Raw genomic sequence first — 20675 nt, 5'->3', positions numbered from 1 at the left:
TTCTTCAATGTTCCTCTCTAATTTTTCTCCTCAATTAATCTAAATCCCTCTAAATCAGCTTTTTTAAATTCTTCAATCAATTTTTTTCCATATATCCAAACTTTTTGTTGCCATGGATGTCCTAAATATCCAAAACGAAAATTAACATCAATAAAAAAATAATAATCCCCATTTGGACAATACGTTGGAAAATACGCAGTATAACCGCCACCCCAGTAGCGTTCATCTTTAACTTCTATAAATTTAGGTTCATCTTTGATACGAGGATTATATCTAAAGCAAGAATGTTGCCAATCCAATGCATACAATTCCTCATTTTCCTTAGTACATTTCAAAAAGATTTCCGTTATTTTATCTCGAACTTCTTTTTTAAATCCCCAATCTACAAACCCTTTAATTTCTTCTAAATTTTCATAATGATAACTAATATCATAAACTATATATGGCTCTTTAAATTCAAACGCTATTTCTTTTTTATCAACACTAGGATTAAAATTAAATCTATCATAAACTATATCCCAGACTTTATTATATTCTTCATCATCTAATATTACCATTTTTTTATACTCCAGTCCATAAAAATTTTTTACACAAAAAAAGACTGCTTCACAAGTAAGTTATTTTTGAAAAACTTACAAAACAGCTTTTTCATTTTTATTCTTTTATTGCTCTTGTTGCTACAAAACTTGCAATATTAAGTTCATGCAACCTTCCAAATCCATTTGTATCATCGTAAATATCTGTTAGTCTAAATCCAGCTTTTAACTGTCCGCCTATCTGTTCTGATATTGTGTGAGAAAATTGAATTCCACAGTCCTGTTCTTCCAGCTGTTTTCTTTGATCTTCATTGACTAATGGGTTGAATGGAAGACTGTTGATGATTTTTTCTTCCTTTTCATCTACAATATAATTTGTTCCAATATCCAGACCACACAATAAAATTCCACCTTTTTTCAGGATTCGGTAACATTCTTTAAAGACTGGTTCAACTTTTTCGATGTAGCAGTTGCTTACTGGATGAAAAATTATGTCAAAACTGTTATCTGCAAATGGCAATTTTTTTGTCATATCGGCTTTGATAATTTCTATTTCATATTTTTCCCGTTCTGCAACCATTTTTTCAGCTTCTAGCTGTTTGTCTGAATAATCCAGCACAGTACAATTTGCACCTAAAGCGTTAAATATAGGCATTTGCTGTCCACCACCAGAAGCCAGTCCTAATATTTTTTTATCTTTTAAGTTTCCAAACCATTCGTGAGGTACAGGATTTGTTGGTGTTAAGAGGACATACCAATTACCATTTTTAGCATTTAAATAAGTTTCATGGCTAATTGGCTGTCCCCATTCCCAGCCTTCTTCAATCCAACGGTCAATTGTTTCTGCATTTATTTCTTGATAAGATTTTGACATTTTTATTCCTTTTTTTAATTATTAATTATTAAATTTTATTTTTCATACGGCAATCCTGATGCTTTTGGTGCTTTCGATTTTCCTACAAATCCAACTAATGCCAATAAAGTCAAAACATATGGTATCATTGTCAAAAATTGCTGAGATATTGGCAGTCCTATTGTTTTGGAAATATCTGCAAATGCTTGTCCAAAAGCAAATAATAAACTTGCCAAAATTGCTCCTAATGGATTCCATTTTCCAAAAATCATTGCAGCCATGGCAATGTATCCGCGTCCTGCTGACATATTGTTTGAAAAAGATGGAAGCAATACTGCTGTAAGATAAGCTCCTCCAAGTCCGCCTAATGCACCCGATATAAGCACAGCGATGTATCTTGTCTTATAAACACTTATTCCAACTGTATCGGCCGCTAAAGGATGTTCTCCAACGGAACGGATTCTTAAACCTAATACAGTTTTATATAAAAAGAAGTACATTGCTATGGCGACTGCATAAATTACGATTATCATTAATGGACGATTTGCCAATGATTTTGCCAATGGAGTACTTCCAGCAGTTTTATAGATGGCTTTTATAGAATACGAAGTGATTGCAGCTGCAAATAAATTTATTGCAACTCCACTTATAATTTGATTTCCTTTAAGATTGATACTTATTACTGCGTGAATTAGTGAGATTAAGACCCCCACTATCACTCCAAAAATTATTCCTAAATATGGATTTCCTGTAGCAATATTGACAACTGCTGTTGCAAATGCTGAACTTAGCATAATTCCTTCAAGTCCAATATTAATAACTCCACTTTTTTCAGAAATACACGCTCCTACAGCTGTTATTAAAATTGGAGGTGCTATTATTATTGTTTGCTGCAATAAATTAAATATTTGTTTTAATACAATCATTTTATTTTTCCTTTCTGACTCAATATTTTTTATTTGACAATTAAATTTATACCGTTTTCTTTTTATTAAGCATAAATTTAAATAAATTTTCTGATGCTACGAAAATAATGATTAATGCTTGTATAATAAATACAATATCTTTATCAATCTGGTATCTTTGCTGCAACATTTGTCCCCCAACTTCAAGTGCTGCATAAAATATCGCCGCAACTAATATTCCAAATGGATTGTTTTTTCCAAGGAGTGCCACAGCAAGCCCTGTAAATCCATAATCTCCCATTATAAGCTCTGTATATGTATATTGTGATGCTCCACCTAAAACACGTTCAGCTCCTCCAAGTCCAGCACATGCTCCAGCGATTCCCATTGCCAAAAACATAATGTGTCTTGGATTGATTCCTGCATTTTCAGCAACTGTATCACTTTGCCCGACTGCTTTTATTTCATATCCTTTTTTAAAATATTTGAAAAAGAAAAATATTCCTATTGTCAGAAGAATTGCGATTATAAAACCAAAATTTAAGTTTTGTTTTGTAATTTTTGCAAAAAGTAGCGGTAATCTTGCTCCTTCAAAGATACGTGGAGATTGTGTATTTTGTGAAGCAGGATCTTTTAAAGGCCCATTTAACAAGAAATTTTGCACTTCAATCATGATATAGTTTAACATAATCGTACTGATTACTTCACTTACTCCAAATTTTGCACGTAACAGTCCAGCTATTCCAGCCCAAAGAAATCCAGCAATTATAGCAACAATTATTACAACAATCACATTTCCAAAAACATAATTTTTAAATGTAATTGCCCAGAAAGTAGCCGCAAGTCCTCCTGCAATCATCTGTCCCTGCATTCCTATATTGAATAATCCCGCTTTAAAGGCTACCATTGTAGCAAGTGCCGAAAATATTAATGGTGTTGCAATAAATAATGTCTTTGCAAGTCCACTAAATAATGGAGATCTTGGCGAAGTTTGATAAAAAGCTGCTCGCATCATATCGGTATAGGCTGTAAATGGATTTACACCTTTTGTTATCATTATCATTCCACCAATAATTAATGCGATTAATACTGCAATTATAGATGGTAGAAAATCCTTTATCTTATTTTTAATCATCTATTTTCCCTCCTGCCATTAATATTCCTATTTTTTCTGTTGTTGCATCTTTTCTATCCAAAACCCCTACAATTCTTCCCGAATACATTACTGCAATTCTGTCACTTAACGCCATTATTTCTGATAACTCTGCTGAAACAAGCATTATAGCCTTTTTCTGAGTTTTTTCATTCAAAATCGTATTATGAATCATCTCAATTGCACCAATATCAACTCCCCTTGTAGGCTGTGCCGCAATAATAAATTTATTTTCACGTTCCAGCTCTCTTGCTACAACGACTTTTTGCTGATTTCCTCCAGACAGTCCGCCAAATTTTATTTTTCCATCTGTAGGTCTAATATCATATTTTTCTATATATTCATTAGTTTTTTTCTCAATTTCACTATAATCTAGCAATATTCCTTTAGAATATTGATCCTGAAGTCCTAAAGCCATATTCTCCTCTATAGTAAAATCATCAATAGTTGCTCTTTTATGTCTGTCTTCAGGTATATGGGAAAGCCCTTTTTCCTTAATAAGTTTTGGTGATTTATTTTCCAACTCATTGTTATCTATAAAATATGTTCCACTATCAACTTTTATAAGTCCTGCAAGAGCTTCTATCAGCTCAGTTTGTCCATTACCTTCTACACCAGCAATTCCAAGAATTTCTCCTTCTCTTATTTCAAATGAAACACCTTTTAATTTTTCAATATTTCCACTTTTCACAGTTAAATTATCAACTTTTACAACTACATCTCCCAGTTTCACATCTGGACGTTTCACTTCAAACAGTACAACACGTCCAACCATAAGATTTGCAATTTTTTCTTTCGTCGCTTCCTCAGTCTTGAGTTCTCCAACATCGCTTCCACGTCTAATAACTGTGATATTATCTGATAAATCAAGTACTTCCTGTAATTTATGAGAAATAAAGATTATTGTTTTCCCTTCTTTTACAAGATTTCTCATAATTTCATAAAGTTCTTTTACTTCCTGAGGTGTAAGCACTGCACTCGGCTCATCAAATACCAATAGCTCTGCTCCCTTAAATAGCACCTTCAAAATCTCAATTCTCTGATGAATTCCAACTGATAAATCTGACACTTTTGCATCTGGATCAATATTCAGTCCATATCTTTCAGAAACTTCCCTAACCTTCTTTCTTGCAGTATTCAAATCAAAAAATACTCCACCCTTTTTAGGTTCAAATCCTAAAACCATATTTTCAGCAACTGTCAATGTATCAACTAGCATAAAATGCTGATAAACCATTCCAATTCCCAAATTTGCCGCAGTCGTAGGACTTTCAATATCAATTTTTTCCCCCTTATAAAAAATCTCACCAGAAGTCGGAGAATACAATCCATTCAAAATCTTCATAAGCGTAGACTTACCTGCTCCATTTTCCCCAACAATTGCATGAATCTCCCCTTTTTTTACTTTTAGCGTAATATCATCATTTGCGACAATTTTTCCGCCCAAAAATTCTTTACGTATATTTTTCATTTCCAAAATATATCCGCTCATTTTTCCTCCTACTTCTCTAAGATTTATCCTTATTCAATATTTTTTCATCCATAAATCATTCATCAAAAAACTTTTTTAGTTATTTTTAAATTAACAGAAATTTTTAAATAAATGATTTAAGATTTTATATTAAACAAATTTATTATTTATATAAAAAATATAATGTTAAAAAAAGTCTGATACATAGTAGTTTGAACTTGTTTTTAACAAACTAAGTACTTCTATTGGCTTTTTCACGACATTTATCTTATAATCCTTGTAATAATATTTTGGATTTTTTCCTCCTATGAACACTACTGTATTGTTTTCATTATAAGTATAGCCATGATATTCACTATTTTCAAGTAGTAATGGTGTTCTTTTTAATTTTAGCTGATTTTTCGCAAGTTCTTCTATGATTTCGTTAGGAAAACCTGTTAGATAAACATTTCTTTGAAGTTCCGGCAATACTGCCTGATCTTCTAGTTTATCAGAAATTAGAATATCTTTATCAAATTTGTACACAGAATCATCTTTAAACTTGTTTAATCCTGAATTTTCATAAGTTTCTTTTATAAAAAATTCAACATTTGATTTTTCAAAATTTTCTACAACTTCTTTCCGATTATTTCTCAACTCTTCGATTAAAAACTCCTTATCCAGTTCTGAATAAACGTTTTTGGGATTAAAATCAGTTTTATTTAAAAGTTCATAAAGCACATAAATCTGTCTATTCAAATATTCCTGATCTGTCCCAAGGTATTCTGTCAAATTAGCACCGCTTGACATTGCAACCATCTGCTGTCTATAATATTCATCCAAAGAAGATGCAGGCAACTCTAATATTTTTTCCTCTTCCGAAAGCTGATCAATTTTTATATCCTGCATTTCCTGATAAAATCTATTTTCTAGAAGCAATGAATATTTCTTTCCTTTTTTTATATTTTTTAAAAAGGTGTTAAATTCATTGTAAAATCTGTTCTTTCCAAACAAATCTGTCGGATAAGTAATTTCGAACAATTTTATCTCGTAACGCCCCGGTATAACCTTTCGCATTTTCTCTTCTCCATTAATAATCACTTTTACCTGATTAAATCGTGGCTGTTCTTCTTCCTTCCATTTTATCTCCTTTTTTATTTTATCAAAAAGAGCAAAACTCGTCATACTGCATCCAAGCAACATCAAAATTATTAATTTTTTCAAGTTTTTCCTCCTAATATTTTTATAAATTTTCTTTTATAGAAATCGCAATGTTTTCTGGTACAACTTCCATCAGTTCCTCCAATGTTGCATTTCGTATATTTTTTATCAATCCAAATTTTTTTATTAATTCCTTTTTACGTTTTGGTCCAATTCCCGCAATATCATCTAATGCACTTTTTACATTTCGTTTACTTCTTAATTTTCTATGATGTGTAATTCCAAATCTATGTGCTTCATCCCGCAATCTTTGCAAAATTTTCAATGTTTCATCCGTTTTTTCAAATAAATATGGCTCGCTTTCATAACTTTTAAAAATTTCCTCTTCTCTTTTTGCAATCCCAATTACATCGGTATACTCTATTTTTCCAAGTTTTTCCAGCACATCTACAGCTACACCGAGCTGCCCTTTTCCACCATCTATTAAAATTAAATTGGGCATTTGGTCATTTTCTATTTTGGAATATCTTCGTGTCAATGCTTCTCTCATCATTAAAAAGTCATCAGGCGTGTCTTTTACGGTAATCTTAAAATGTCTATATTCCTTTGGCGTTGTTTCTCCATCAAGTGCCACCGTCATAGCCGCAACCGCATCTTTTCCTTGAATATTTGAAATATCAAAACATTCAATTCGGTAAGGCAAACTTTTTAACCGCAGTTCTTTTTTCAAATTACGCAGTCCTTCCTGAACCATACGACGTTTTCTGTAGTATTTTTCCACTTCTTCACGCAGGTTTAAATATCCCATTTCTAACAGCTGCAATCTTCGGCTATTTATTTTTGGAAAATGAAATTTTATTTCTCTATGTTTTTCAATTTTTGCCCATTCTTTTATTAAAAGTTCGCTTGACGTAAATCTCTCATCACAAATAATATGCTTTGGAATATTTCTTTTTTCATAATACGAAGTAATTAATCGCTCAAACAGATTCTCCTCCTGACTTCTCTCCATCGAAATTATCGTATGGTTCTTATTAATAACCTTCCCTTCCCGAATATTTAATACGCATAAAAACACATTTTCTCTTTTTTCCTCAAACACAAAAACATCTTCATCAATCTCCTTACTGTATTCAATAATTTGTGTTTCCAGCATTTTTTTCATCACAGCCAATTTTTCACGTTCATTAATCGCACGCTCAAATTCCATTTCATCACTAAATTTTTTCATTCGGATTTCCAGCATTTCAATAACTTTGTCAGAATGTCCCTTCAAAAAATTCTTAAAATTTTTGACATTTGTACTGTACTCATCTTCGATATCTTTGTACTTACAAGGTGCCGGACAAGTTTTCATATAATATTTTAAACAAGGTTTTGTTATTTTATCCATACTTCGATTGCAGTCTCGCACTGGAAATATCTTAATGAGCGACTTCATTGCAAAAAATATTCCCATTGGATATGGTCCAAAATATTCTGCATTTTCATTTAATTTTTTTGTGCTTCTTACAATTTCCACTTTAGGAAATTTTTCTTTTGTAAACTTTATGTATGGGTAAGTTTTTTCATCTTTTAATAAAATATTGTACTTTGGCTTATTCTTCTTTATCAAGTTATTTTCTAGAATAAGTGCTTCAACTTCTGATTTACAGATAAAAAACTCAATATCCCTAATATTTTTTACTAATTCCAGCGTCTTCTGATTATGCGAATTTACATTCATAAAATAAGATTTCACCCTATTTTGCAAATTTTTCGCTTTCCCAACATAAATAATCTTTCCTCGAGCATTTTTCATCAGATAAACTCCAGGATGTGTCGGAATATCTTTATATTTAATTGGTGATTTTATTTCTTCTTCAATTTTCAGTTTTTTTAATTTTTCCATATTTCTTCTTTTTCTATATTATTTTATAATTTGCATTCATATTTTTGAATAAATTAAATTTCTTTTTTCTCTCCCACTTCCCTGTGAAATTTTCCAATATGATAATCCATCCTTTGTGAAAGGTCATCATAAAGTTTATTCACGAAGGTAGCTGAACGATGCTGTCCTCCTGAACATCCAATTCCTATACGCAAATGTGATTTCCCTTCTTTTTCATATTTTGGAATCAGATACAAAAGCATATCTAACAGCTTTTTGTAAAATTCTTGGCTTTCTGGCAGTCCCATTACATAATCCTGAACTTCCTTATGATTTCCAGTTTTATTTTTTAAGTTATCAATGTAGTAAGGATTTGGTAAAAACCGTAAATCAAACATTAAATGTAAATCTAGTGGAATTCCATATTTAAAGCCAAAAGATGTTAAATTGATGCTTATTTTTTTTCTTTGACCTGAAAATTCCTTTTCTAAAATTTCCTGAAGCTCCTTTACCGATAACGTACTTGTATCAATCACTAAATCTGCTTTTACCATAAAATCTTTTATAATTTTACGTTCCGCTTTTATATTTGCAAGTAATGTATCATATAGATTTAGAGGATGTTTTCTTCTGGAAAGTTCATATCTGCTCAAAAGAACATCTGTTCTTGCATCCAGATAAATCATAGTATGCAAGATTTCCTCTTTATCCAGTATTTCGAGCTGTTTTGTCAATTGTTCTATAAACTCCTGATTTCTAACATCTATCGCTATTGCAACCCGATTTCTCTTCTCGCTGCTAATAAATATCTCATTCAAATACTGAAATAAATTAATAGGAAAATTGTCAATGCAAAAGTATTCCCTGTCCTCAAAAAAATTCATTGCCTCAGATTTTCCAGCCCCACTCATTCCAGTTATTATAACCAGCTCTTTTTTTGCTTTATCCATAAAACAGCCCTCTTTACAAAATAAATTTATTTTTCATTTCACTTGAAATTATTATAGCATATCTCTTAATAAATATAAATAATTTTTCTTTTAGTAAATAAAACAATTATCACAAATATTTTATTCCAAAAAAAGACTACTTAGAATTTTAAGTAATCTTACACTCTATTTATTTTTTATCTTTATTCACTATCTATTTTTTAATTATACCTTATGAATTAATAAAAATCAATTTTTCTTTTTATTTGGATATACAAAAAATTATTGATAAAGCTAATAATTAATGAAATTGTTAAATTGAAATTTTACGAATATAAATTAAGATAATATGAAATGAAATACTAATTGTAATAAAATACTTCTACTATAAACATAAATATTTTTTCAATACTCAATATGCAAGTTAAGATAAATATTTCTATAACTAATAAAAATATTACCCACTTATTTTATCTTTTTTAAATGGATAATATTTTTAATTTTTATAATTCTTCATTTAATTTTTTTAAACTATGAAAAGTTGTATCCATACTTTTTAGGATTTCCTGATATACTTCATATTTTTTTATATATTTTTTATGTTCTTCTTCAACAGGCTCGTATCTGTCTTTTATTCTAACCATCTTTTTTATGGTGTCTTCTAACGAAGTTTTTTCTATTGCCTGCTGACTTGCAATCGCTCCGCCAAGTCCACCTAACTCACTTCCTTCTAAAGTTTCAACAGGAATATTTAAAATATCAGAAAAAATTTGACACCATTGTTTTGAATTAGTTCCACCTCCTGAAATACGAATTACATCTGGCCTTTTACCTAAATTTTTTTCCAGTTTATCCAAGTGCTGTTTATGAGAAAATACAATTCCTTCATAAACAGAACGAACCATTTCTAATTTTGTAGTTGTCGCTGTAAGTCCCAAGAAACATGATGGTGCCTCAGTACGGGTGTTACTTCCATACAAGAATGGCAAAAATATAACTTTGCTATAAGAAGCCGTGGTATCTTTTAAAAATGCTTCAAGTCCAATATAAATACTTTCTGTTTCTTTTAGGCTGGACATTTCTTCAGACATCAGCATATTTAAAATAATATCTAGATTTCCAGCAGAAGTTGGACTCGATTCTTCTACTAAAAAATCTCGATTTGGAAAATACGAGTTCATTTGACCGCTTTCATATGATGCAGGTGTTTTCGATGGATAAGTATTTATATTCCAAGTTCCTGCAATAACACTAAATGTAGAGCTGTCTAAAACCCCAGAACCTATTGCACAAGCATCAATATCAAACAATCCACCTACAACAGGAGTTCCTTCTAAAAGCCCTGTAATTTCAGCAACCTCTTTTGTAACTCCTCCGACAATTTCATTATAATCAACTAATGGCGGCAGTGCTTCTTTCATTTCAGGAATTTCAAAAAATTCTAAAATTTCATCATCATAGGCTCCTGTTTCAAAATTAATCCAATGATTTCCCGAAGCATCTCCATATTCCTGATTTACTTTTCCAGTTAGTTTAAAACGAACATAATCCTTTGCAGATAAAATTGCTCCTATATTATTATAAGCTTTAGGTTCGTTTTCTTTTAACCAACGTAACAATACCGGATTTTGAACGCCAAAAACATGCTGTCTTGTCTTATTCCATATTTTTTTTATTTTATTTTCAAATTTATTAGCTAATTCTCCCGCTCTTCCATCTGTTGATAAAATTCCGTTCATAAATTCCTTGTGATTTTTATCTAGTACATAAAGTCCTTTCCCGTGACCAACACAAGCGACTGCACTGATATCTCTTCCAGTTAGATTTGATTTTTTTAGAACTTTTTTTATCGAATCATAAATAGCTTCTGAAGTTTCTTTTAAATCAACTTCCCTGTAATCTGGTTTTACTTCTTTTCTCATCGTATGAAAAGAAGAGACACCAATTTCATTTCCATTCTCATCAAAAATAATAGCTTTTGTGTTTGTTCCCCCATAATCTATACTCAAAAAATATTTCATAAACTATTCTCCTTTTACAAAAAGTCAACATTAAGAAATACAAGAAACAAAAGCTCCTTGTATTTCAAATTAAATATTTTAAAATTCTTAAATATTTATATCTATTCCTTCTGTTGCAGGATCAACAGATTCTTTTATAGCTTTTACTGCTTCAGGTTTAAAATATACTTTCTGAGCATTATTATAGAAAACATCCTCTAATTCTTCTTTTGTAAAAATATCTACATTTTCAAGCCAAGTTGCTAATTCATTATAAGTGTTAAATGTTGCAGACCAAGGAGAATCTGTCCCCCAAATAAGTCGTTTTGCTCCCAAAATTTCTTTTGCAATAGTTACATTTTTGTACGAATTTGGAAATGGATAATCTTCAGGGCTATCTATATCTTGAATAGCCGATAAATCAGTATAAATATTAGGATATTCCTTCCACATATTAAGATCTGCTCTCACTCTTTCAGGAGTTGCTGCATGTGGGAATGATAAATGGCAAACTACAAAATCAATATTAGGATAAAGTTTTGCAAGATTTGCAATCGCTTGTGGCTGATGGCTTATTTGATCCCAATTACCATAATCTACTGTAACAACAAATCCAGGATAATCTGCCAAATAATTAAATAATCTTGTTACAAACGGATCTGTATCTAGTCTAAATGGATTTGTATTTCTATATCCATGAATTCCTCCATCTTCACTTATTTCAAATTTTATTGCTCTAAACCCTAAAACTTCTACATATCTTTTAGTAATTTCAAGCGCTTCCTTAGCATAAGGATCTACTGAAAAAGCTCCTATAAATCTTTCTGGGTATTTTTTTATTGTAAGATAAGTGTAATAATTTTGATATCCATGTAAATGTCCTTGTAAAAGTACAGATTTTTCAATACCATTTTCATCCAGCAACTTTAAAAATGATTCTGCTGTAAATTCTGTGTCTCCATAACCTTCAGGAAATAATTGAGTTACATCTCCATCATCCCATATTACTTTTCCATTTCCAAGCGGAGTCATTCTCCCTTTTTTATTGAATCCAGCAACTGCTTTTACAATATGTGCGTGTGCATCTATTTTTTTCATATTTTTTCTCCTTTAATTACATAATTATAAATTATAATTCAATTTTTCTAATTTAATCTTGTCCCATAAATATTTTTTCTTTACTTCCTTCAAATCCACTATTTTTATCAGCCATTTTTTTCAAATAAGCATAGATACTTTCTCGTTTTGTTCTTAAGAAGAATAGTCCTACTAGATATACAACTATTGTAATTCCTATTAATATAGGATTTCCTGAAATCCAAGCGAAGAAAATTAGTGCATTCAGTGGTCTAGCTGTCAAATTAAAACTTGCTATTAATGCTGCCCCTGCAGGTAAAGCTTTTGTTGCGATTGCCGCACTTGTATAATATGGTGCTATAAAACTGCTTGCATAAAGTCCTAAACTTAGCCAAATTATTCCATTTAATATTGTTTTTAAAATATTTCCTTTAGTAACAGCTATCATTGCTTCAATTATAAAAGGAATTGCAATTAAATCGACCATTGGCAATGTCTTATTTCCTGGCAAAACAAATGACAGTATTGCCATAACAGGAATTAATAACACTCCTGCAATAATTGTTGCAGGTTCTCCAAATCCTACTCCATCATCAACTGCAATAAACCATCTTCTTTTATCAGTTTCACGTTCATTTGAAGCATCTTGCTTTTTATTTTTTTCAACTGCTTCTGCAAGCGGTCCAAACGCTTTTGCAAATACTCCTGTAATCAATGGAAATATTGTCATAACAGCTGATAATGCAACAGCAAATCCTAAAATTTGCCCCCAGGCATCTAAAGTTCCTAATGATTTTATATTCCCAAAAATTCCCATAATAAGTCCTAAAATTGCTCCAAGCATTGTCGGTTCTCCAAAAACTCCCAATTTTCTCTTTAATGTTTCTGGGTTTAATTTTGATTTGTGAAGTCCCAATAAATTCCACAAAGGATCAAGAATAATCGCTGGAACTAATGATTCCACATTATGAATTGAATTGATTGTTGCATTTTTAACTCCATAATATTCAGACCATCTATCAGCAACTGTTTCTGATAAAAGCAGTGAGTAAAGTAACATAAAAATCATAAATGCAAATGATAATGCAAAATTTTGAGTAAATTGATATGCCATTGCTCCCCAAATCATATATCCAAAATTATTCCATAAATTTGATGGAACAAATACACGAGTTACTCCAATTACAAATAATAAAATTTCAATCAGTAACCCAAATACAAAAAATGAAAGTCCAATAGTTGTTGAAAATGACATTTTAGAACCCATTTGCCATCCCATATCCACTACTTCCAGCTTCAATCCTGTAGCTTTTACCATTTGATCAACTAACTGAGTTACTGCTGGTGCAAAACTTCCTATTACCCATCCAAATCCTGTAAGACCAATTCCTGCATAAAGTCCGCTCATAATCGATTTTTTAACTTGCACTCCAAGTGCTACACTCACTACAAAAATCATTATCGGTACAACTACTGCTGGTCCCAGTGTATTAAATATATCACTAAACACTTTTAACATAATTTTCTCCTTAAAATTTTTATTTTAATTTTTTATGGATTTACCACATTTCTTAAATTTCCTGCAAAAAACTCAATGATATTTTCAGCAGCTTCTTTTGCCAAAGTTATTCTTCCCTCAACAGTTCCCGTTCCAGCATGAGGTGCCATAATCACACTGTCTAAAGCTCTTAATTCCTCTGAAACTTTAGGTTCAAACTCAAATACATCAAGTCCTGCTCCAGCAATTTCTCCTGTTTTCAATGCTTCAACCAAATCAGCTTCCACTATAATTGGACCACGAGCTGCATTTATAAGGTAACTTCTATTTTTCATTTTTTTGAAAGCTTCTTTATTAAATTTACCTTTTGTTGTAGGTAATCCCGGCGCATGAATTGTTATTACATCTGAATTTTTCAACAATTCATCAAATTCAACATATTTTACATTTAATTCCTTTTCTTTTTCTTCACTAAGTCTAAATGTATCATGATACAAAACTTTCATTCCAAAACTTTGAGCTAATCTTGCAACTGTTTGACCAATTCTACCAAATCCATAAACTCCTAAAGTTGCTCCTTCCAATGTCAATCCCTGATATTTTCTTTCACTTGGATCAATCCAATTTCCCTCTCTAACAATTTTGTCATAAAATGCCAATCTTTTTGTCGCAGCCAATAATAACGCAAAAGTCATTTCTGCTGTGGGAACTCTTACTGCTTGCGGTGAGTTTTCAACCACGATTCCTTTACTCTTTGCAAATTCAATGTCAACATGGTCAAATCCTACTGCATTCAGTGAAATCAGTTTTAAATTTTTTCCTGCTTCTATAAGCTCTTTGTCCGCTTTTTGTCCCATCAGTAAAAGTGCATCATACTTATGCAGATTTTCTAGCACATATTCTCTAGTAAAAGGTTCTTCTGAATAAGTCACATCAAATTTTTCCATTAATTCTGTAAGTCCTTCTTTTGGTACAATCCCTGTTACTAATACTTTTTCTTTTGCCATTTAATACCTCCAATATTTTTATTTATCATTAAAACTTTAAATTTCTGAAACTTCATAAAGCGTCACTTTATGATTTCCATTATTTGCTGAAAATACATACGCTTTTCCATTTTTTTCAAAGGCTATTGCATTACTTGATGCACATTTTTCTTCAATTATATTTTGAACAAATTTCCCATTTTCATAACTAAATAGCGACAAATCAGCTTTTCCACTTCTATAACCGTATAAAAATACATTTTTACCTTGTAATTTTCCACCCCAGATAGCATGTCCAAACTCTGTTGGCTCTGGATATTTATATAATTCTTTTGAAAAGTCTTCATTAAAAACTCTAAGTATATCTCCATGAAATCCTTGAATTATGACATTTTCCTTTTGAGAATCGCCATCCAAATCAACTTGAACAATATCACTCGTTTCTTCGCCAAAAATTATATCAAGTCTCCAGTCTTCTGTGTCAGAATACTCAGGATAAGTTAATTTCACAATTCCTTCCACAGCTGTAATAAGTGAGTATCCTTCTTTTTGAACTTCATAATATCCATGATTTTTTAACAATCTTAGCGGTAATTCTTTCAAATTTTTTAATTTTGCGTTATCTAAATCAAATTCGCCAACAAAAATTTTTCCTTTATCAGACCAATCTTCAACAAATTTTTTAGAATTTGCAATCGTACAACCAACAAATAATATTTTTCCATCTTTTTGTTTTATCAGGTCAAACCTATGTAAATACGGAAAATCTATAATTTTTTTTACTTCCCACTTTTCATCTTTATATTTTCCATAAACAATTTGACATTCTTTTGAGCTGAAACCTGGATAAAATTTTTGAGTTGCTAAGAAATCTAGCGTACCCGGAACTTGAATAATACTCATTGTTCCACCTACAGTATCCCAGACAACTTTTTTTGAAAAATTATCATTTACATCATAAGCAAAACAAGAATTTTCAACTTCCGAAGCTACCATCAAATAATCTTTATCATCTTTTTGAATACGATTAACCGCATAACACGATGGTAATTCATCTGAAAAAATTTTTTTTACATTCACTTTTTTCCCTCCTTTCCAAAAAATAATTACTTTAAAACAAAAGTTTTTTTTGATTTGATAATAACTTAGATATATCTAAGTAGAATTTGAAAATAATAATAGACTTGTTCGGTAACATTGTATTTTTATCTCTAACTAAGATATCTCGCTCTTTTCAGAGCAATATCTATCTAATTGTATTTTCAATTATCGAACAGGTCTAATAAAGACTGAACTTCATTTATTTTAATTAAAAATAAAAATTAAAGTTCATTTAACGGTACTTTAAAAACAAGTTTTTTTATTTTTTTTGATTCTTTCACTTTTAATCCTGGCATATGCACATCATTTGGATACAACACCAATACATCTTCATTCTTTAACAAAATGTTAAATAAAACATCGCCCGAATAAATAACTAAATCTTTTTCTTTATCTATTTTCTCAATTTTCATATTATCCGAAGTATTAAATGCCACATATTCCTCTCCACAAAGCATTATTTGTACATCTAGATTTTTTAGATGAGTTTCCATAATTTTATCTTCCTCTGTGCCTGTTTCGTAGGTATTCACATGCATTTTTATGCCTAATTCAATATCATACGCTCCACCATCAAGTTTTTTTAGTTCCTCTAAATTTTTATTTGTATATTCAATACATTCCTGAACTTTTTTAGCAATATTTTTATTTTGCAAAGTATCTTTTAAATTCGTATATATCATTTTGACCTCCAAGATATTTCTCTTTTATCTACTATTCTCTATTACACTACTAGAAGTATAACTTGTTTTCTATTTTTGTCAAGATTCAAAAAATGAAATTATAACAAAAATTTTATTCAATTTTTTTATCTTTTTTTTACTAATAATTTTTGTCAATAAACGTAATTTTATCGATTAAAATTCTAATTTTAACAAAATTACAACTATACAAGTATTTATTACTATCTTAGGATTAGATAATAAATTTAATTTATAATAATTTTTTTAAGCACTTAATATACTTGGTTCTCTATTTACGACTATTTTTAATTATTCAGAATTTCCCAATAATTAGACTTTTATTTTTCTATCTACTCTTAATAGTTTATTTTTATTATATTCCATTATTTATTTTTCTTTTTTATTTGGATATACAAAAAAATATTGACAGAATCACTAACTAGTGATAAAATAAATTAATTACTAATTAGTGAAATTGTTAAGGAGATGATTTATGGATACAAGCTGGGAAAAAAATTCGGATATTCATTTGCAGATTATATTGCAAAAGGCTATTAAGAGCATTAATAATAAAATTGGAAAAGATTTTAGGGAGAAAGGGATTACTGTTTCACAATTTAGTGTTCTAGATGTGCTTTATACAAAAGGTGAAATGCGTGTTTGCGAACTTATTGAAAAAGCATTGTCAACTTCAGGAAATATTACGGTTGTTATAAAAAATATGGAACAAAAAGGCTGGTTATACAAGAAGGCTTGCCCAACAGACAAGCGTGCGTTTCTAGTAGGTTTGACAGATGAGGGAAAAAAACTATTTGAAACTCTTTTACCTGAACACCGTAATGAAATAAAAAATACCTATAGTATCCTTTCATCCGAAGAAAAACAGGAATTAATAAAAATTTTAAGAAAATTTAAAAACATATAAAATCTATTTTAGAATTAAACTTAATAAACTCATTTTTTCTAACTTTCAAAAATTTTTACTTAACATGCCAAATTTAGTTATCAAAATATAATTTTAGAACAATAAAAAATGGAGGAAACAAAATGTCAAAAAAAACAGTATTATTAATCGTAGGATCTTTTAGAAAAAATTCATTTAACCAAACAGTTGCAGATTATATTGCAGAAGAATTAAAAAAAGAAGCAAATGTGGAATTCTTAAATTACAGAGATGTTCCTTTATTAGAACAAGATACAGAATTTCCAGCACCACAGGCAGTCAAAAATATTCGTAGCCAAGCTGAAAAAGCAGATGCATTATGGGTTGTCTCACCAGAATACAACGGTTCTTACCCCGCTATACTTAAAAATGTACTCGACTGGTTATCTCGTCCATTAGTAGCCTTCGATAGAGAGACACCAACAGTTATCGCAGGAAAACCAGCAACTGTAAGCAGTATCGCAGGTTCTACAGAAGGAAAATTTGTAAGACAAAATCTTTCAACATTGCTTGCTTACATCCGTATGAATCCAATGGAAGGAATTGGAACAGGTTTAGTCGTACCAGCAGAAGCATGGCAAACAGGAGTTTTAACTCTTACTGATGAACATAAAGAAGCCTTGAAAAAACAAGTAAAAGAATTTTTGGAATTTATTAAATAAAAAATTTTATACCAAATCCCATTTAAAAATGGGAATAAATTTTTATAGTAGGATTGTTTGATAGTTAATTCATAAATTATTCAACTAAATTGTTTTTTATTATTTTTTAGATATTTTGATTATTTGAAATATTAGGTTTATATCCTTTATTAAAAAAGTTTTTGGAATTTATTAAATAAATTATCTTTAAACTTTATTTGAAAATAGGAATAAATCTTTATAATAAGGTTATTTAATAGCTAATTCATAATCATTCAATTAAATTGTTTTTTATTATTTTTTAAATATCTTGATTATTTGAAATATTAGGTTTATATCCTTTATTAAAAAAGTTTTTGACGAATTTGTTATTTAAATGGGGTTTAGTATAATATTATAGTAAAACTGCTTTAAAACTAAACTCAAAAGTTATAACTATTTTACACAAACCCTAAATTTATATAATTTTTAGTAGTTTAAATTTAAGTAAGTTTGAGTATAAATATAAGAATTATTTCTAAATTTTTATAGTATTAGAAATAATTCTTTTTTTTATATATTATTTTTAAAATAAAAAATTATTAAAAAATATTTGACTTTTTTAATTTTATAGGGTATATATTATTATGTGAACATATTCACATACATTAATATGAATTTTTTAAATAGAAAGGAAATAGTATAATGAAAGCAGTAGTAGTTAATCAAGAAGGAACTGGAATAGAAGTTGTAGAAAAAGAATTAAGAGGGCTAAAAGCGGGAGAAGCATTAGTTGATGTGGAATATTGCGGTGTTTGCCATACTGACTTGCACGTGGCTCATGGAGATTTTGGAAAAGTGCCAGGAAGAGTTTTGGGACATGAAGGAATTGGAATTGTAAGAGAAGTTGCTGAGGGTGTAACATCACTAAAACCTGGAGATAGAGTAAGTATTGCTTGGTTTTTTGAAGGGTGTGGAAGATGTGAATACTGTATCAATGGACAAGAAACTTTATGCAGAGAGGTAATAAACGCAGGATATTCTGCTGACGGAGGAATGGCTGAACAATGTATAGTTACAGCTGATTATGCAGTAAAAGTTCCAGAAGGGCTGGATCCAGCTCAAGCCAGCAGTATCACTTGTGCAGGAGTTACAACTTATAAAGCAATAAAAGTTGGAAAACCTCAACCTGGACAATGGGTAGTAATCTACGGTGCAGGAGGATTAGGAAACTTGGCAGTTCAATATGCTAAAAAAGTATTTAATACTCATGTAATTGCCGTTGACATAAATGATGACAAGCTAGCACTTGCAAAAGAAGTTGGAGCTGATTATATTATAAATGGTAAAAAAGAAGATCCTGTTGCAAAAATTAAAGAATTAAGTGGAATTGGAGCTCATATTGCTGTAGTTACTGCTGTATCAAAAGTTGCATTTAATCAAGCTATTGATTCAGTAAGAGCTGCTGGTAAAGTTGTTGCAGTTGGACTTCCATCAGAAACTATGGACTTGCCAATCGTAAAAACAGTATTAGATGGTATCGAAGTAATTGGATCACTTGTTGGAACAAGGGAAGACTTAAAAGAAGCATTCCAATTCGGAGCAGAAGGATTGGTTGTTCCTGTAGTTCAAACAAGAACTATCGATGAAGCTCCTGAAATCTTTAAAGAAATGGAAGAAGGAAAAATTCAGGGACGTATGGTAATCGATATGCACTCACATTCTTGTGGTTGCGGACATAAACATTAATCTAAATCTATCTAAACAATCAAAATAAACTGCATTTGGAAGCTTGAAAACAAACAAGACTAAAAATGCAGTTTTTTAATTTATATTTATATTTTTTAATTGTTTGACTTTTTGATTAGCAAATGATATAAATATATAGTAAAAAATAAGATATTAAAAATTTAATTTTAAGGAGGAAAATGATGATTTACACATTGACATTGAATCCAGCATTGGACTATGATATGTATCTGAAAGATGATTTACAGGCTGAACATTTAAATCTTGCTCACGAAGTAAATTATAGGGCTGGAGGAAAAGGTATTAATGTTTCAAAAGTATTGAAAAATCTGGATGTAGAATCTACAGCAATTGGCTTTGTGGCTGGATTTGTCGGAGATTTTATTGTCAGAGATTTAAAAAAAGACAACATAAAATCTGAATTTGTGGAACTTGAAGGAAATACTAGAATCAATGTAAAAGTTAATGGTAATGACAAGGAAACAGAACTTACCGGTGTCTCACCAGAAATCACATCTGAAAAATTACAGGAGCTGACTAACAAGATTTCCCATCTAAAAGACGGAGATATCCTTGTATTATCTGGAAGTATCCCATCTTCAATCAGTAGCAAAATTTACAAGGAATTATCTGAAAACATAAAAGCAAATGTAGAAATAGTACTTGATACAAGAGGAAACTTACTGCAAGACAACATTCACAATAATCTTTTTGTAAAACCAAATATTCACGAACTAAGGGAAATGTTTAATGAAAAATTGGAAACAAAAGCTGAAATTGTCGAAAAATGTAAATTCTTTTTGGACAAAGGCGTAAAAAATGTTATTCTTTCCAGAGGTGGCGAAGGAGCATTGCTTGTAAACAAAGATTTCGTATTAGAGGCATCCGTTCCAAAAGGGCAATTAATCAACTCGATTGGTGCTGGAGATTCTATGGTTGCAGGATTTATTGCTGGATTTGTAAAAGGCCTTTCTCCAGAGGATTCATTTAAGCTGGCAGTTGCTTCAGGAAGTGCAACAGCTTATTCTTATGGACTTGCAGAAAAAGATTTAGTAAATAAGCTGTATGACGAAATTGAAATTTCAAAGGAAACTTTTTAAAATACACTACTTAAACTAAAATATCCAGTTTTAAAGTGGTTTTACTATGATAGAATAAAAA

At 30.4% G+C, this 20675-nt stretch carries 18 protein-coding genes; 4 read left to right on the top strand and 14 right to left on the bottom strand.

The genetic code is table 11. The features are described from left to right. Positions 1 to 17: 17 nt before the first annotated feature. The 14 genes from ACEG17_RS05010 to ACEG17_RS04945 all read right to left on the bottom strand — a co-directional run bounded on the left by ACEG17_RS05010 (position 18) and on the right by ACEG17_RS04945 (position 16202). Positions 18 to 557 carry a DUF2716 domain-containing protein gene (locus ACEG17_RS05010; protein ID WP_372582812.1) on the bottom strand — a complete coding sequence of 180 codons (540 nt, stop codon included), beginning with the start codon at positions 555 to 557 and terminating at the stop codon, positions 18 to 20. Between the two features lie 97 nt (positions 558 to 654). Next, entirely contained in the window at positions 655 to 1410 is a 756-nt protein-coding gene (locus ACEG17_RS05005) for a class I SAM-dependent methyltransferase (protein WP_372582811.1), read from the bottom strand. 35 nt (positions 1411 to 1445) lie between these two features. Next, the gene (locus ACEG17_RS05000; RefSeq protein ID WP_372582810.1) at positions 1446 to 2315 is read right to left on the bottom strand and encodes an ABC transporter permease; all 870 of its coding nucleotides are present in this window, start codon (positions 2313 to 2315) and stop codon (positions 1446 to 1448) included. A 46-nt stretch (positions 2316 to 2361) separates the two neighbouring features. After that, the gene (locus ACEG17_RS04995; protein WP_372582809.1) at positions 2362 to 3429 is read right to left on the bottom strand and encodes an ABC transporter permease; all 1068 of its coding nucleotides are present in this window, start codon (positions 3427 to 3429) and stop codon (positions 2362 to 2364) included. After that, the gene (locus ACEG17_RS04990; protein WP_372582808.1) at positions 3422 to 4939 is read right to left on the bottom strand and encodes an ABC transporter ATP-binding protein; all 1518 of its coding nucleotides are present in this window, start codon (positions 4937 to 4939) and stop codon (positions 3422 to 3424) included. Before ACEG17_RS04990 ends, ACEG17_RS04995 begins: the two co-directional genes overlap by 8 nt. Positions 4940 to 5104: 165 nt before the next feature. Then, on the bottom strand, positions 5105 to 6121 hold the full coding sequence (locus ACEG17_RS04985; RefSeq protein WP_372582807.1) for a hypothetical protein: 1017 nt from the start codon (positions 6119 to 6121) through the stop codon (positions 5105 to 5107). A 19-nt stretch (positions 6122 to 6140) separates the two neighbouring features. Then, positions 6141 to 7949, bottom strand: a complete 1809-nt coding sequence (gene uvrC, locus ACEG17_RS04980; RefSeq protein ID WP_372582806.1) for an excinuclease ABC subunit UvrC — start codon at positions 7947 to 7949, stop codon at positions 6141 to 6143. Between the two features lie 53 nt (positions 7950 to 8002). Further along, on the bottom strand, positions 8003 to 8878 hold the full coding sequence (rapZ, locus tag ACEG17_RS04975) for an RNase adapter RapZ (RefSeq protein WP_372582805.1): 876 nt from the start codon (positions 8876 to 8878) through the stop codon (positions 8003 to 8005). Between the two features lie 482 nt (positions 8879 to 9360). Next, a complete protein-coding gene (locus ACEG17_RS04970) occupies positions 9361 to 10878 on the bottom strand; it encodes an FGGY-family carbohydrate kinase (protein WP_372582804.1) in 1518 nt (505 codons plus the stop codon). Between the two features lie 87 nt (positions 10879 to 10965). Beyond that, positions 10966 to 11955 carry an amidohydrolase family protein gene (locus ACEG17_RS04965; protein ID WP_372582803.1) on the bottom strand — a complete coding sequence of 330 codons (990 nt, stop codon included), beginning with the start codon at positions 11953 to 11955 and terminating at the stop codon, positions 10966 to 10968. 52 nt (positions 11956 to 12007) lie between these two features. Then, positions 12008 to 13453, bottom strand: a complete 1446-nt coding sequence (locus ACEG17_RS04960) for a PTS galactitol transporter subunit IIC (protein WP_372582802.1) — start codon at positions 13451 to 13453, stop codon at positions 12008 to 12010. A 32-nt stretch (positions 13454 to 13485) separates the two neighbouring features. Beyond that, the gene (locus ACEG17_RS04955) at positions 13486 to 14439 is read right to left on the bottom strand and encodes an NAD(P)-dependent oxidoreductase (protein ID WP_372582801.1); all 954 of its coding nucleotides are present in this window, start codon (positions 14437 to 14439) and stop codon (positions 13486 to 13488) included. A gap of 36 nt (positions 14440 to 14475) precedes the next feature. After that, positions 14476 to 15498: a hypothetical protein gene (locus ACEG17_RS04950; RefSeq protein WP_372582800.1), complete on the bottom strand. Its 1023-nt coding sequence runs from the start codon at positions 15496 to 15498 to the stop codon at positions 14476 to 14478. Between the two features lie 242 nt (positions 15499 to 15740). Beyond that, a complete protein-coding gene (locus ACEG17_RS04945; protein ID WP_372582799.1) occupies positions 15741 to 16202 on the bottom strand; it encodes a YhcH/YjgK/YiaL family protein in 462 nt (153 codons plus the stop codon). A 493-nt stretch (positions 16203 to 16695) separates the two neighbouring features. Between ACEG17_RS04945 and ACEG17_RS04940 the strand changes: the two genes are divergently transcribed. From ACEG17_RS04940 to pfkB, 4 genes are all read left to right on the top strand, one after another. Further along, positions 16696 to 17127, top strand: coding sequence for a MarR family winged helix-turn-helix transcriptional regulator (locus tag ACEG17_RS04940; protein ID WP_372582798.1), 432 nt, complete (start codon positions 16696 to 16698; stop codon positions 17125 to 17127). Between the two features lie 122 nt (positions 17128 to 17249). Further along, positions 17250 to 17807 (top strand): NADPH-dependent FMN reductase, encoded by a 558-nt coding sequence (locus ACEG17_RS04935; RefSeq protein ID WP_372582797.1) that lies wholly within the window; start codon positions 17250 to 17252, stop codon positions 17805 to 17807. Positions 17808 to 18470: 663 nt separating this feature from the next. Continuing rightward, positions 18471 to 19514 carry an alcohol dehydrogenase AdhP gene (gene adhP, locus ACEG17_RS04930; RefSeq protein WP_372582796.1) on the top strand — a complete coding sequence of 348 codons (1044 nt, stop codon included), beginning with the start codon at positions 18471 to 18473 and terminating at the stop codon, positions 19512 to 19514. A 182-nt stretch (positions 19515 to 19696) separates the two neighbouring features. After that, positions 19697 to 20614 carry a 1-phosphofructokinase gene (gene pfkB / locus ACEG17_RS04925; RefSeq protein WP_372582795.1) on the top strand — a complete coding sequence of 306 codons (918 nt, stop codon included), beginning with the start codon at positions 19697 to 19699 and terminating at the stop codon, positions 20612 to 20614. The last annotated feature ends 61 nt before the right edge of the window (positions 20615 to 20675 follow it).

The sequence above is a fragment of the Leptotrichia hongkongensis genome (assembly GCF_041538065.1).
Classification (GTDB): domain Bacteria; phylum Fusobacteriota; class Fusobacteriia; order Fusobacteriales; family Leptotrichiaceae; genus Leptotrichia; species Leptotrichia hongkongensis.
The sequence above is the reverse complement of the archived record's forward strand: the minus strand, read 5'-3'. Positions and strand labels throughout refer to the sequence as shown.

Excerpts from the sequence above, each read along its gene's own strand:
- ACEG17_RS04955 (WP_372582801.1), bottom strand. The coding sequence starts at position 14,439 with ATGGCAAAAGAAAAAGTATTAGTAACAGGGATTGTACCAAAAGAAGGA.
- rapZ (WP_372582805.1), bottom strand. The coding sequence starts at position 8,878 with ATGGATAAAGCAAAAAAAGAGCTGGTTATAATAACTGGAATGAGTGGG.
- ACEG17_RS05005 (WP_372582811.1), bottom strand. The coding sequence starts at position 1,410 with ATGTCAAAATCTTATCAAGAAATAAATGCAGAAACAATTGACCGTTGG.
- ACEG17_RS04965 (WP_372582803.1), bottom strand. The coding sequence starts at position 11,955 with ATGAAAAAAATAGATGCACACGCACATATTGTAAAAGCAGTTGCTGGA.
- ACEG17_RS05010 (WP_372582812.1), bottom strand. The coding sequence starts at position 557 with ATGGTAATATTAGATGATGAAGAATATAATAAAGTCTGGGATATAGTT.
- pfkB (WP_372582795.1), top strand. The coding sequence starts at position 19,697 with ATGATTTACACATTGACATTGAATCCAGCATTGGACTATGATATGTAT.
- ACEG17_RS04990 (WP_372582808.1), bottom strand. The coding sequence starts at position 4,939 with ATGAGCGGATATATTTTGGAAATGAAAAATATACGTAAAGAATTTTTG.
- adhP (WP_372582796.1), top strand. The coding sequence starts at position 18,471 with ATGAAAGCAGTAGTAGTTAATCAAGAAGGAACTGGAATAGAAGTTGTA.
- ACEG17_RS05000 (WP_372582810.1), bottom strand. The coding sequence starts at position 2,315 with ATGATTGTATTAAAACAAATATTTAATTTATTGCAGCAAACAATAATA.
- ACEG17_RS04970 (WP_372582804.1), bottom strand. The coding sequence starts at position 10,878 with ATGAAATATTTTTTGAGTATAGATTATGGGGGAACAAACACAAAAGCT.
- uvrC (WP_372582806.1), bottom strand. The coding sequence starts at position 7,949 with ATGGAAAAATTAAAAAAACTGAAAATTGAAGAAGAAATAAAATCACCA.
- ACEG17_RS04945 (WP_372582799.1), bottom strand. The coding sequence starts at position 16,202 with ATGATATATACGAATTTAAAAGATACTTTGCAAAATAAAAATATTGCT.
- ACEG17_RS04940 (WP_372582798.1), top strand. The coding sequence starts at position 16,696 with ATGGATACAAGCTGGGAAAAAAATTCGGATATTCATTTGCAGATTATA.
- ACEG17_RS04995 (WP_372582809.1), bottom strand. The coding sequence starts at position 3,429 with ATGATTAAAAATAAGATAAAGGATTTTCTACCATCTATAATTGCAGTA.
- ACEG17_RS04960 (WP_372582802.1), bottom strand. The coding sequence starts at position 13,453 with ATGTTAAAAGTGTTTAGTGATATATTTAATACACTGGGACCAGCAGTA.
- ACEG17_RS04935 (WP_372582797.1), top strand. The coding sequence starts at position 17,250 with ATGTCAAAAAAAACAGTATTATTAATCGTAGGATCTTTTAGAAAAAAT.